Here is a 12285-nt window from a genome sequence, read left to right as displayed (position 1 = left end):
TTGCCAACTGGCTGACAAATCACTTTGCCATCCCGTGTCGGAAATGCCCTGCAAACAGCTACGCTAATGCTGTAGGACACAGTTTGAAATAGTCACTCAGTTGAATACCCCGTTGTAGCACCTTATATACCCCGCAGTACGCTACATCTTTAGCATGAGGAGATTTCTACAACCATGATGCGCATCCTGCTGTTCTTGGCCACTAACCTGGCGGTCGTGCTGATTGCCAGCATCACCCTGAGCCTTTTCGGCTTCAACGGGTTCATGGCGGCCAATGGGGTTGATCTCAACCTCAATCAGCTGCTGATTTTCTGTGCGGTCTTCGGTTTCGCCGGTTCCCTGTTCTCGCTGTTCATCTCCAAGTGGATGGCGAAGATGAGTACCAGCACCCAAATCATCAGCCAGCCGCGCACGCGTCACGAGCAATGGCTGCTGCAAACGGTCGAGCAACTGTCCCGCGAAGCCGGGATCAAGATGCCCGAAGTCGGGATCTTCCCGGCCTATGAGGCGAACGCCTTCGCCACCGGCTGGAACAAGAACGACGCACTGGTCGCGGTCAGCCAGGGCCTGCTGGAGCGTTTCTCGCCGGATGAAGTGAAAGCCGTCCTGGCCCACGAAATCGGCCACGTGGCCAATGGCGACATGGTTACCCTGGCCTTGATCCAGGGCGTGGTGAACACCTTCGTTATGTTCTTCGCACGGATCATCGGCAACTTTGTCGACAAGGTGATCTTCAAGAACGAAGAAGGCCAGGGCATTGCCTACTACGTGGCGACCATCTTCGCCGAACTGGTCCTGGGTATCCTGGCCAGCGCCATCGTCATGTGGTTCTCGCGCAAGCGCGAATTCCGTGCCGACGAAGCCGGTGCAAACCTGGCCGGCACCGCCGCGATGATTGGCGCGCTGCAACGCCTGCGCGCGGAACAGGGCCTGCCGGTGCATATGCCTGACACCCTGAACGCCTTCGGCATCAACGGTGGCATCAAACAGGGCTTCGCCCGCATGTTCATGAGCCACCCGCCGCTGGAAGAACGCATCGACGCACTGGCGCGTCGTCGCGGCTGAGAGAGACCGCAATAAACAAGAAGGCCCGCAGCGATGCGGGCCTTTTTTGTCTGCAGAAGCGTTTACCGGCTGGAAACCCGATACACCCGCTCTTCAAGCCGCGTGACACCCGCCTCCAGAAACTTCCCGCTCTCGCTCAGCACATCCTGGTCTTCCAGGATCTTCAGCGTCCACGAAGCACCAAACAACCGCTGCACTTCTTCATCGAGCACGGCAAACGGCGGCCCCTCCATTTGCGCCTGGTCGTAGTCCAGGGTAATCAGCAACCCGTTGGAATCCTTGGGCAGGATCCGCGTCAAATGAGCGGCATAGCGCTGACGCATGGGCGTCGGCAGGGCAATCAATGCGGCTCGATCATAGAGGGCCGAGCAGTCGGCGACATCGCCAGGCGTCAGATCGAAGAAGTCGCCACACCACAGCTCGATGGAACCTGCCCGATAAACCTTGAAAGGCCCCTGTTCGTCGACCGCTGGGTCAAAATGGTGCTCACTGAAGAAATCCTCGACAGCCTTTTCCGACAGTTCGATCCCCAGCACCTCATGACCCCGCTGTGCCAGCCACAGCAGATCCAGGCTCTTGCCGCACAACGGTACCAGCACGCGAGCGCCCTCTTCCAGGCCCAGCGCCGGCCAGAATCGCTGCAGATAAGGGTTCACTTGCGGCAAGTGAAAACCGATCTGGTTCGATTTCCATTTTTTGTGCCAAAACTCCGGCTGCATAAATAACCCCGAAAATTCGATCAAAACACCCTAAAACTTATATTAGATTTAGATCAATGATCTGACAGAAGATGGGGCTATCTTAACTCTCAGGAGCTCATCCATGTTCCCCAGCCTGTACATATCCCATGGTTCGCCAATGCTGGCCCTGGAACCTGGTGCCAGTGGGCCGGCTCTCGCTCGCCTGGCGACAGAGATGCCCAGGCCGGACGCCATCGTGATTGTCTCCGCGCACTGGGAAAGCGATGAACTGCTGGTCGGCGGCAACCCGCAGCCGGACACCTGGCATGACTTCGGCGGTTTTCCACGGGCACTGTTCGAGGTGCAATACCCTGCCCCCGGTAACCCCGGGTTGGCCGAACAAGTGGTCAATCTGTTGCAAGCCAACGCCCTGCCCGCCCGCATCGACGGCAAACGCCCCTTCGACCATGGCGTCTGGGTGCCGCTGTCGTTGATGTATCCGCAGGCCGATATCCCGATCGTGCAGGTTTCACTGCCCACCCGTGGCGGCCCGGCGTTGCAGGCCCGCGTTGGCCAGGCGCTAAGCAGCTTGCGCGAACAGGGCGTGCTGTTGATCGGCTCCGGCAGTATCACCCACAACCTGCGAGAGCTGGACTGGCATGCCGGCCCCGAGAGCGTGCAACCCTGGGCCCAGGTATTTCGCGACTGGATGATCGACAAGCTTGCGGCCAATGATGAAGTCGCCTTGCACGACTATCGCCGGCAAGCACCGAACGCGGTGCGTAACCATCCCAGCGATGAACATCTGTTGCCGTTGTACTTTGCCCGCAGTGCCGGGGGCCGGTTCAGCATTGCCCACCAAGGCTTCACCCTGGGCGCGCTGGGCATGGACATCTACCGTTTCGGATAAGGGCCACAAGCCTGCGGCGCCCAGGTTCAGGCTACATCGACCCCCACATGGATCGCATCGTGGCGCCAGAACTCCAGGTCACAATCGATCAGCCGCCCATGCTGATCGTAATTGACCCGGGCGATGCGTAGCCCAGGACTGCCCACCGACACCCGCAAGGCAGCCGCCGCGTCTGCCGACAACGCCGTCGGCACGATCTCGAAGCGCACCCGCCCGTAGTGCAGGTCGTAGTGCCGTGCATACAACTCGGTGATCGACTGATTCAGATCGAAATCGAGAATGCCCGGAAAATACTGCGGATTCAGGTAGTGCTCCACGTACAACACCAGTCGCCCGTCGATACGCCGCGAACGACAGACCTGAATCACACTCGACAACGCCGGCAACTGTAACCAGGCACAGACCGCCGCCGATGCCGGCTGCAATCGCGCCGAAAGGACTTCGGTGGACGGCACCCGCCCCTGGGCGCTGACCATGGCGTGAAAGTGGCTGCGCTGCATCAGGTTATAGGCCAGGCGCGGCGGCGACACGAACCAGCCACGACGCTCTTCGCGATAGATCTGGCCTTGAGCTTCGAGCTGCAGCAATGCCTCGCGCACGGTAATGCGCGTGGTACCAAACAACTCACTGAGCTTGCGTTCGGCTGGCAACTTGCTCCCCGGCGCCAGCAGCCCGTGATCGAGCTGTTCCTGAAGTACCTGGCCAATGGCCGTCACCGCTTTTGTTGCCTCATCGCGCATCGACGTTACCTATCTGGACTAGACCAGCACTCTTTCAGGGCAATACCTGCGAGAAAATCGGCTGTTTGAAGATCCTGCAAGCGTAGGCAATGCAGATGACCGAGAGATGACAAAGCCGCCCGACGGTCACTCCAATACTGTGCAAAACATCGGCCAGATCCCTTGCGCAATGGGGCTTCGCCCATGGTCTACGCTTACTTGGCACCCGCCAATACCGGGCAAGTAAACGTCCACCGGGGCGACGAGCGACATCAAAGTGTCATCGAGCCGCCTTAGATTGGCTCAGGTATTGCTGACCTAGACCAACACAACCGCAATCGCAGCGTTGAAAACGCCCATAGGAGCTTCGGAATGAAACAGCTTTTCCTGGCATCACTTTTAGGCTCGACCATTGCCATGTGCACCGCCGCCATGGCGGCTGATGATTTGAAAACCCTTGAAGCCGCTGCGAAAGCGGAAGGCGCCGTCAACAGTGTCGGCATGCCCGATGACTGGGCCAACTGGAAAGGCACCTGGGAAGACCTGGCGAAGAACTACGGCCTCAAGCACATCGACACCGACATGAGCTCGGCCCAGGAAATCGCCAAGTTTGCCGCCGAGAAAGACAACGCCAGTGCCGACATCGGTGATGTGGGCGCAGCCTTCGGCCCGATTGCGGTGAAACAGAACGTTACCCAGCCCTACAAGCCATCCACCTGGGACCAGGTCCCGACCTGGGCTAAGGACAAGGACGGTCACTGGGCACTGGCCTATACCGGCACCATCGCCTTCATCGTCAACAAGAAGCTGCTGCACGGTTCCGAAGTACCGACCAAATGGGCTGACCTCAAAGGCGGCAAATACAAGGTTTCCATCGGTGACGTAAGCACCGCCGCCCAGGCTGCCAACGGCGTTCTGGCCGCGGCACTGGCCAACGGTGGCGACGAGAAGAACCTGCAGCCTGCACTGCTGATGTTTGCCGACATCGCCAAGCAGGGTCGCCTGTCGATGGCCAACCCGACCATCGCCACCATGGAAAAAGGCGAGATCGAAGTCGGCGTGGTCTGGGACTTCAACGGCCTGAGCTACAAGGCCAAGATGGCCAATCCGGATGACTACGTGGTGCTGATCCCGTCCGATGGCTCGGTGATTTCCGGCTACACCACCATCATCAACAAATACGCCAAGAACCCGAACGCCGCCAAGCTGACCCGTGAGTACATCTTCAGCGATGCCGGCCAGATCAACCTGGCCAAGGGTAACGCCCGTCCGATCCGCGCCGAGCACATCACCCTGCCGGCAGACGTGAAGTCCAAGCTGCTGCCGAACGAACAGTACAAGAAGGTCACGCCGATCAAGGACGCGGATGCGTGGGAGAAAACCTCCAAGGCCTTGCCGCAGAAGTGGAACGAAGAAGTCATCGTTGAAATGAAGTAATGCTGAATCCGTAGGAGCGAGGCTTGCCCGCGAAGAGGGAATTACATTCAACATTGATGTTGACTGACAGTCCGCCTTCGCGAGCAAGCTTCGCTCCTACAGGTTTTGAGAACACCCACGGAGTTTTTGCCCCTATGAAGCACAACGTCATCCTTGTCGTGCTCGACGGCCTCAACCATGAGGTCGCCCGCCACGCCATGGGGCACCTGCAGGCCTACGTCGGCGCAGGACGCGCAGCGCTCTACAAACTGGAGTGCGAGCTGCCGGCCCTGTCCCGACCACTTTACGAATGCATCCTGACCGGTGTCACGCCGATCGACAGCGGCATCGTTCACAACAACGTCTCGCGCCTGTCCAACCAGCGCAGCATTTATCACTACGCCACCGCTGCCGGCCTGAAAACCGCGGCGGCGGCCTATCACTGGGTCAGCGAGCTGTACAACCGTTCGCCGTTCGTGGCGGCCCGCGATCGCCATACCGACGCCCCCAAACTGCCGATCCAGCACGGGCATTTCTACTGGAACGACCATTACCCCGATTCCCATCTATTTGCCGACGCCGAAAACCTGCGCCTGCGCCATGGGCCGAACTTTCTGCTGGTGCACCCGATGAACATCGACGACGCCGGGCACAAGCACGGCCTCGACACCCCGCAGTACCGCAACAGCGCGCGCTCGGTGGACATCATCATCGCCGACTACCTGCAAGGCTGGCTCGACGCTGGCTACCAGGTGCTGGTGACCGCCGACCACGGCATGAACAACGACCGCTCCCATAACGGGCTGCTGCCCGAAGAACGCGAAGTGCCGCTGTTCGTGTTCGGCGATGCCTTCAGTTTCAATGCCGATGCCGCGCCGAAACAGACCGAAATTTGCGGCACCATCTGTGAACTGCTGGGCGTGCCCCACGACAAACCCGTGTGCAGGGAGCTGCTCAAGTGACCTCCATGACTCGCGGCAAATGGCTGGCAGCCCTGTGCCTGGTGCCTTTCACGCTGTTCTTTATCGTGTTCGAAATCGCCCCGCTGGTGTGGGTGATGATCAATAGCCTGGAATCGGAAGAATTCGGCTGGGGCCTGGCCAACTTCACCAGGATCTTCAATTCCAAGTTTTATCTGCAGGCGATCCAGTACAGCCTGGAGATCAGTTTCTGGTCCAGCGTGTTCGGCATCATCATCGCCGTGCTGGGCGCCTATTCCCTGCGCCGGGTCGACTCGAAGCTGCGCAACTTCGTCAACGCCTTCGCCAACATGACCAGCAACTTCTCCGGCGTACCCCTGGCTTTTGCGTTCATCATCCTGCTGGGTTTCAACGGCAGCTTCACCATCCTGCTCAAGCAGGCCGGCATCATTCAGGACTTCAACCTGTATTCGAAAACCGGGGTGATCATTCTCTACACCTACTTCCAGATCCCCCTTGGCGTGTTGCTGCTCTACCCGGCCTTCGACGCCTTGCGCGAAGACTGGCGCGAGTCTGCCGCGCTGCTCGGCGCCAACGGCTGGCAGTTCTGGCGCCATATCGGCCTGCCGGTGCTGACCCCGGCGCTGCTTGGCACCTTCGTGATCCTGCTGGCCAACGCCCTCGGTGCCTACGCCACGGTGTACGCCCTGACCACCGGCAACTTCAACGTGATGCCAATCCGCATCGCGGCGATGGTCTCGGGCGATATTTCCCTCGATCCGAACCTGGCCAGTGCCCTGGCTGTGGTGCTGGTGGCGTTGATGACCCTGGTGACCATCGTGCATCAGCTGCTGTTGAAGAGGAGCTACCATGTCTCGCGCTGAATTGGGCCCTGTCGGTATCTACCATCGGATTGTGGTCTACCTGCTGTTCGCCATCCTGTTGCTGCCGCTGCTCGGCACCTTCATCTATTCGATTTCCAGCAGTTGGTCGGCCACCATCCTGCCCAGCGGTTTCAGCATCAAATGGTACGTGCAGCTGTGGAGCGACCCGCGCTTCCTGAGTGCTTTCGGCCAGTCGCTGCTGGTCTGCGTCGGCGCGCTGATTCTCTCGGTGGTGCTGATCCTGCCGCTGCTGTTCGTGGTGCATTACCACTTCCCGAAACTCGATGCGCTGATGAACATCCTGATCCTGCTGCCCTTCGCCGTGCCGCCGGTGGTGTCCTCGGTGGGGCTGCTGCAGCTCTACGGTTCCGGGCCGTTCGCCATGGTCGGCACGCCGTGGATCCTGATCGGTTGCTACTTCACCGTGGCCCTGCCGTTCATGTACCGGGCGATCACCAACAACCTGCAGGCGATCAACCTGCGTGACCTGATGGACGCGGCCCAACTGCTCGGCGCCAGCACTTTCCAGGCGGCGATCCTGGTGGTGCTGCCGAACCTGCGCAAGGGCTTGATGGTGGCGTTGCTGCTGTCGTTCTCGTTCCTGTTCGGCGAGTTCGTGTTCGCCAACATCCTGGTCGGCACCCGTTACGAAACCCTGCAGGTCTACCTCAACAACATGCGCAACAGCAGCGGCCACTTCACCAGTGCGCTGGTGATTTCCTACTTCTTCTTCGTGCTGGTTCTGACCTGGGCGGCCAATATCTTGAACAAGGACAAAAGCGAATGAGCTATGTCAGCGTCCAACATCTGCAAAAGAATTACTCTGGCACCACAGTCTTCAGCGACATCAACTGCGAAATCCAGAAAGGTGAGTTCGTCACCCTGCTCGGCCCGTCCGGTTGCGGTAAATCCACCCTGCTGCGCTGCATTGCCGGCCTGACTTCGGTGGATGGCGGCAAGATCCTGCTCGATGGCGTCGATATCGTGCCGTTGAGCCCGCAGAAACGCGGAATCGGCATGGTATTCCAGAGTTATGCGCTGTTTCCCAACATGACCGTCGAGCAGAACGTCGCCTTCGGTTTGCGCATGCAAAAGGTCAACGCTGACGACAGCCAGAAGCGCGTCGCCGAAGTATTGAAACTGGTGGAGCTGCAAGATTTCGCCGCCCGTTACCCGCATCAGTTGTCCGGTGGCCAATGCCAGCGCGTCGCCCTCGCCCGTTCGCTGGTGACCCGGCCCCGGCTGTTGCTGCTGGACGAACCGCTGTCGGCCCTGGACGCACGGATTCGCAAGCACCTGCGCGAACAGATCCGTGCGATCCAGCGCGAACTGGGCCTGACCACGATCTTCGTCACACACGATCAGGAAGAGGCGCTGACAATGTCCGATCGCATTTTCCTGATGAACCAGGGAAAGATCGTACAAAGCGGTGACGCTGAAACCCTGTACACGGCACCCGTGGATGTTTTCGCCGCCGGCTTCATCGGCAACTACAACCTGCTGGATGCCGACAGCGCGTCGAGGCTGTTGCAACGGCCGATCAACCACCGCATCGCCATTCGCCCGGAGGCCATCGAACTGAGCCTCGAAGGCGATCTCGACGCCCAGGTACGCAGCCACAGCCTGCTCGGTAACGTGATTCGCTACCGGATTGAAGCCCGCGGCGTGGAACTGGTGGTGGATGTGCTCAACCGCTCGGCCTCCGACCTGCATCCCGATGGTCAGCGCCTGGCGCTTTCCATCGATCCGACGGCCCTGTGTGAGGTAGCCTGATGCCCTTGCTGACGTTGAAGAGAGAACTGCACTGATGGCCCTGGCAATTTTTGATCTGGACGAAACCCTGATCCACGGCGACTGCGCCTCGTTGTGGAGTGAGCAAATGGTCCGCCTCGGCTGGGTCGACGGCGAATCCTTCCTGCGTCGCGACAAGGAATTGATGGATGCCTACGGCAGGGGTCACCTGGCCATGGAGGACTACATGGCCTTCAGCCTGGAGCCCTTGATCGGCCGCACGCCCGCCGAAGTCGAGCACCTGGTCGGCCCCTGGGTGGAGGACTTCATCGAGCCGATCATCTTCAGCGACGCCACCAAAACCATCGCCGCCCACCGCAAGGCCGGCGACCGGATTTTGGTGATCTCGGCTTCGGGTGTCCATTTGGTCAAGCCGATTGCCGAACGCCTGGGCATCGATGAAATACTGGGTATCGAGTTGGAAGTGGCGCACGGGAGCTATACCGGCAAGACCGTCGGTACCCTGACCTACCGCGAAGGCAAGATCACCCGGTTGCTGGAATGGCTGGATGCCGAAGAGGAGAACCTGGAAGGTGCGAGTTTCTATTCCGACTCACGCAATGATCTGCCGTTGTTGCTGAAGGTGGATTTCCCGCACGTGGTCAATCCAGACCCTGTATTGCTTGAGCAGGCGGAAAAGGCCGGCTGGCCGATCCACATCTGGAAATAGTACCTCGCCCTGATCGTTCCCACGCTGCGCGTGGGAACGATCGGTATCAGAGGAGGCTCTGGTCAATCACCAACACCAACTTTCCCGCCACGGTATTACTCGCCAACTCGGCAAACGCCGCTTCGGCATCCTTGATCGGGAAAGCCCTGGCCAGTTGCGGACTCAAGCGTTTGTCCGCAAACAGCGGCCAGACGTGCTGGCGTAGATCGCTGAACAGATCCGCCTTGAACTGATCATCGCGACTGCGCAGGGTCGAACCCAGCAGTTGCACGCGCTTGGCCAGCACCTGCGCCAGGTCCAGCTTCGCCTCGCGTCCTCCCATCAGGCCAATCAACACCCAGCGACCATCAGTCGCCATCAGTTTCAGGTTCAGCGCTGCATAGTTGCCGCCTACCGGGTCGAGGATGACATCGAACGGCCCGAGGTCGCGCAGGCTGTCCAGATCGTCAGTGCGCACCACACCGCCCTGGGCGCCGAGCGCTTCGCAGTAGGCCAGGCGCTCAGCGGAGCCGACACTGACCCAGCACGGATTGCCGAACGCCTTGCACAGCTGAATGGCAGCTGAACCAATTCCACTTGCTCCCGCGTGCAGCAGCACTTTTTCGCCTGGTTTGAGCGCAGCCAGTTGAAACAGGTTCAACCAGACAGTTGCATACACTTCAGGTAATGCCGCCGCCTCGGCCAACGACATTTCGTCGGGAACCGGCAACACGTGCCGCCCGTCGACCACCACCTCCTGAGCCATCCCGCCCCCGACCAGCAAGGCGCAAACCCGATCGCCCACCTGCCAGGACGAACCCGGCCCAACCTCGCTAATCACCCCCGAACACTCTAGACCAAGCACTTGGCTGGCACCCGGCGGTGGTGGATAAAGGCCAGCCTTCTGCAACAAATCGGCTCGATTGAGACCCGCTGCCGCCACTCGAATACGAACTTGCCCTACATCACACGCAGGACTGGGCTCTTCAACCCACTCCACTTGACCGTCAACGCCTTGCAATGCTTTCACAGTGCCTCCATAGTGAGTCTGGACTGAGCCCGAAGCTGTAGCGCCGGGCTTTTTGCATTATGCGACCGGCCCTTGTGGAACCGGCGACTTCAAAGACGGCCTAATATGCGTTATCAATTGTCCCCGCGTCGAATCAACATGAAGCGTTTGTTCCCCAGCACTGCCCTCGCCCTTTTCATCGGTATCGGCCTGCTGCCGATGTCGAGCAGTTCTTTTGCAGCCAATAGCTGGGACAAACTTCAGCCCGACCGTGACGAAGTCATCGCCAGTCTGAACGTCGTGGAGTTGCTCAAGCGCCACCACTACAGCAAGCCGCCGCTCGATGACGCGCGCTCGGTGATCATCTACGACAGCTACCTGAAGTTGCTCGACCCGTCACGCAGCTACTTCATGGCCAGCGACATTGCCGAATTCGACAAGTGGAAGACCCAGTTCGACGACTTCCTCAAGAGCGGCGACCTCAACGCCGGGTTCACCATCTACAAGCGCTACCTGGACCGCGTCAAATCGCGTCTGGACTTTGCCCTTGCCGAGCTGAACAAAGGCGTCGACAAGATGGACTTCACCACCAGGGAAACCCTGCTGATCGACCGCAAGGATGCCCCTTGGCTCAAATCCACCGCGGAACTCGACGACCTGTGGCGCAAACGCGTCAAGGATGAAGTGCTGCGGCAGAAGATCGCCGGCAAGGATTCCAAGCAAATCCAGGAAACCCTGACCAAGCGCTACAAGAACCAGCTGGCACGCCTGGACCAGACCCGCGCGGAAGACATCTTCCAGGCGTACATCAACACCTTCGCCATGTCCTACGACCCGCACACCAACTATCTGTCGCCGGATAACGCGGAAAACTTCGACATCAACATGAGCCTGTCCCTTGAGGGTATCGGCGCCGTGTTGCAGAGCGACAACGATCAAGTGAAAGTCGTGCGCCTGGTGCCGGCAGGCCCGGCGGACAAGACCAAGCAGGTCGCACCGGCCGACAAGATCATCGGCGTTGCCCAGGGCAACAAAGAGATGGTCGACGTGGTGGGCTGGCGCCTGGACGAAGTGGTCAAGCTGATCCGCGGCCCGAAAGGCACCGTGGTGCGCCTGGAAGTGATTCCGGCCAGCAACGCGCCGAACGACCAGACCAGCAAGATCGTGCCGATCACCCGCGAAGCGGTGAAGCTGGAAGACCAGGCAGTGAAGAAGTCGGTGCTCAACCTCAAGCAGGATGGCAAGGACTACAAGCTCGGCGTCATCGAGATCCCGGCCTTCTACCTGGACTTCAAGGCCTTCCGTGCCGGCGATCCGGACTACAAGAGCACCACCCGCGACGTCAAGAAACTGCTGACCGAGTTGCAGAAAGACAAGGTCGACGGCGTGGTCATCGACCTGCGCAACAACGGCGGCGGCTCTTTGCAGGAAGCAACCGAGCTGACTAGCCTGTTCATCGACAAAGGCCCGACCGTACTGGTGCGCAACGCCGATGGCCGTGTCGATGTGCTCGAAGATGAAAACCCAGGCGCGTTCTACAAAGGCCCGATGGCGTTGCTGGTCAACCGCCTGTCCGCCTCGGCTTCGGAGATTTTCGCCGGCGCCATGCAGGACTACCACCGCGCACTGATCATCGGCGGCCAGACCTTCGGCAAGGGCACCGTGCAGACCATCCAGCCGCTGAACCATGGCGAACTGAAACTGACCCTGGCCAAGTTCTACCGGGTATCCGGGCAGAGCACCCAGCATCAGGGCGTACTGCCGGACATCGATTACCCGTCGATCATCGACACCAAGGAAATCGGCGAAAGCGCCCTGCCGGAAGCCATGCCGTGGGACACCATCCGTGCGGCGATCAAGCCTGCGGTCGATCCGTTCAAACCGTACATCTCCCAGCTCAAGTCCGAGCATGACGTGCGTACGAACAAAGACGCGGAGTTCGTGTTCATTCGCGACAAACTGGCCCTGGCGCAGAAACTGATGGCAGAAAAAACCGTCAGCCTCAATGAAGCCGAGCGTCGTGCCCAGCACGCCGATATCGAAGCCAAGCAGCTGGCGATGGAAAACATCCGCCGCAAGGCCAAGGGCGAAGAGCCGCTCAAGGAACTGAAAAAAGAAGACGAAGACGCTATCGCGGCCGAGGACGACAAGACCAAGCCGGAAGACGATGCCTACCTGAGCGAGACCGGGCGCATTCTGCTGGATTACTTGAAGCTCAATACCGCGGTAGCCAAGCACTAAG

General features: G+C 59.7%; 12 protein-coding genes. 9 read left to right on the top strand and 3 right to left on the bottom strand.

Going from position 1 to position 12285, the window contains the following annotated elements:
• Window positions 1–174 precede the first annotated feature (174 nt).
• Window positions 175–1065, top strand: a complete 891-nt coding sequence (gene htpX / locus ACIO0C_RS20740) for a protease HtpX (RefSeq protein WP_008059113.1) — start codon at window positions 175–177, stop codon at window positions 1063–1065.
• Between the two features lie 62 nt (window positions 1066–1127).
• Here htpX and ACIO0C_RS20735 read toward each other — a convergent pair whose 3' ends face one another.
• On the bottom strand, window positions 1128–1784 hold the full coding sequence (locus ACIO0C_RS20735; RefSeq protein ID WP_401314890.1) for a thiopurine S-methyltransferase: 657 nt from the start codon (window positions 1782–1784) through the stop codon (window positions 1128–1130).
• 103 nt (window positions 1785–1887) lie between these two features.
• Here ACIO0C_RS20735 and ACIO0C_RS20730 point away from each other — a divergent pair, with 103 nt between their 5' ends.
• Window positions 1888–2655 carry a DODA-type extradiol aromatic ring-opening family dioxygenase gene (locus ACIO0C_RS20730; protein WP_401314888.1) on the top strand — a complete coding sequence of 256 codons (768 nt, stop codon included), beginning with the start codon at window positions 1888–1890 and terminating at the stop codon, window positions 2653–2655.
• 26 nt (window positions 2656–2681) lie between these two features.
• Here ACIO0C_RS20730 and phnR read toward each other — a convergent pair whose 3' ends face one another.
• A complete protein-coding gene (gene phnR, locus ACIO0C_RS20725) occupies window positions 2682–3395 on the bottom strand; it encodes a phosphonate utilization transcriptional regulator PhnR (RefSeq protein ID WP_401314886.1) in 714 nt (237 codons plus the stop codon).
• A gap of 351 nt (window positions 3396–3746) precedes the next feature.
• On the opposite strand from phnR, the gene ACIO0C_RS20720 reads away from it, so the two are divergent.
• The 6 genes from ACIO0C_RS20720 to ACIO0C_RS20695 all read left to right on the top strand — a co-directional run bounded on the left by ACIO0C_RS20720 (window position 3747) and on the right by ACIO0C_RS20695 (window position 9055).
• Complete coding sequence (locus ACIO0C_RS20720) at window positions 3747–4811, top strand: ABC transporter substrate-binding protein (protein WP_401314885.1); 1065 nt, start codon at window positions 3747–3749, stop codon at window positions 4809–4811.
• Between the two features lie 134 nt (window positions 4812–4945).
• On the top strand, window positions 4946–5752 hold the full coding sequence (locus ACIO0C_RS20715; RefSeq protein WP_401314883.1) for an alkaline phosphatase family protein: 807 nt from the start codon (window positions 4946–4948) through the stop codon (window positions 5750–5752).
• Window positions 5753–5757: 5 nt separating this feature from the next.
• Window positions 5758–6594, top strand: coding sequence for an ABC transporter permease (locus tag ACIO0C_RS20710; protein WP_401314960.1), 837 nt, complete (start codon window positions 5758–5760; stop codon window positions 6592–6594).
• Window positions 6581–7381, top strand: coding sequence for an ABC transporter permease (locus tag ACIO0C_RS20705; RefSeq protein WP_401314881.1), 801 nt, complete (start codon window positions 6581–6583; stop codon window positions 7379–7381). Before ACIO0C_RS20710 ends, ACIO0C_RS20705 begins: the two co-directional genes overlap by 14 nt.
• Window positions 7378–8367, top strand: coding sequence for an ABC transporter ATP-binding protein (locus ACIO0C_RS20700; protein WP_401314879.1), 990 nt, complete (start codon window positions 7378–7380; stop codon window positions 8365–8367). Before ACIO0C_RS20705 ends, ACIO0C_RS20700 begins: the two co-directional genes overlap by 4 nt.
• 34 nt (window positions 8368–8401) lie before the next feature.
• A complete protein-coding gene (locus ACIO0C_RS20695) occupies window positions 8402–9055 on the top strand; it encodes an HAD family hydrolase (protein WP_401314877.1) in 654 nt (217 codons plus the stop codon).
• Between the two features lie 46 nt (window positions 9056–9101).
• Here the strand turns inward: ACIO0C_RS20695 and ACIO0C_RS20690 are convergent, their stop codons facing one another.
• Window positions 9102–10064, bottom strand: coding sequence for a zinc-binding dehydrogenase (locus tag ACIO0C_RS20690; RefSeq protein WP_401314876.1), 963 nt, complete (start codon window positions 10062–10064; stop codon window positions 9102–9104).
• Between the two features lie 138 nt (window positions 10065–10202).
• Between ACIO0C_RS20690 and ACIO0C_RS20685 the strand changes: the two genes are divergently transcribed.
• Window positions 10203–12284 (top strand): carboxy terminal-processing peptidase, encoded by a 2082-nt coding sequence (locus tag ACIO0C_RS20685; protein ID WP_401314874.1) that lies wholly within the window; start codon window positions 10203–10205, stop codon window positions 12282–12284.
• Window position 12285 lies beyond the last annotated feature (1 nt).

Origin of the sequence: Pseudomonas sp. NPDC087336 (assembly GCF_044744285.1) — a bacterium.
Lineage (GTDB): Bacteria > Pseudomonadota > Gammaproteobacteria > Pseudomonadales > Pseudomonadaceae > Aquipseudomonas.
The sequence above is the reverse complement of the archived record's forward strand: the minus strand, read 5'-3'. Positions and strand labels throughout refer to the sequence as shown.

Coding starts and splice junctions, on each gene's coding strand:
- ACIO0C_RS20735 (WP_401314890.1), bottom strand. CDS start 1,784: ATGCAGCCGGAGTTTTGGCACAAAAAATGGAAATCGAACCAGATCGGT.
- ACIO0C_RS20715 (WP_401314883.1), top strand. CDS start 4,946: ATGAAGCACAACGTCATCCTTGTCGTGCTCGACGGCCTCAACCATGAG.
- ACIO0C_RS20700 (WP_401314879.1), top strand. CDS start 7,378: ATGAGCTATGTCAGCGTCCAACATCTGCAAAAGAATTACTCTGGCACC.
- ACIO0C_RS20710 (WP_401314960.1), top strand. CDS start 5,758: ATGACTCGCGGCAAATGGCTGGCAGCCCTGTGCCTGGTGCCTTTCACG.
- ACIO0C_RS20730 (WP_401314888.1), top strand. CDS start 1,888: ATGTTCCCCAGCCTGTACATATCCCATGGTTCGCCAATGCTGGCCCTG.
- ACIO0C_RS20695 (WP_401314877.1), top strand. CDS start 8,402: ATGGCCCTGGCAATTTTTGATCTGGACGAAACCCTGATCCACGGCGAC.
- htpX (WP_008059113.1), top strand. CDS start 175: ATGATGCGCATCCTGCTGTTCTTGGCCACTAACCTGGCGGTCGTGCTG.
- phnR (WP_401314886.1), bottom strand. CDS start 3,395: ATGCGCGATGAGGCAACAAAAGCGGTGACGGCCATTGGCCAGGTACTT.
- ACIO0C_RS20705 (WP_401314881.1), top strand. CDS start 6,581: ATGTCTCGCGCTGAATTGGGCCCTGTCGGTATCTACCATCGGATTGTG.
- ACIO0C_RS20685 (WP_401314874.1), top strand. CDS start 10,203: ATGAAGCGTTTGTTCCCCAGCACTGCCCTCGCCCTTTTCATCGGTATC.
- ACIO0C_RS20720 (WP_401314885.1), top strand. CDS start 3,747: ATGAAACAGCTTTTCCTGGCATCACTTTTAGGCTCGACCATTGCCATG.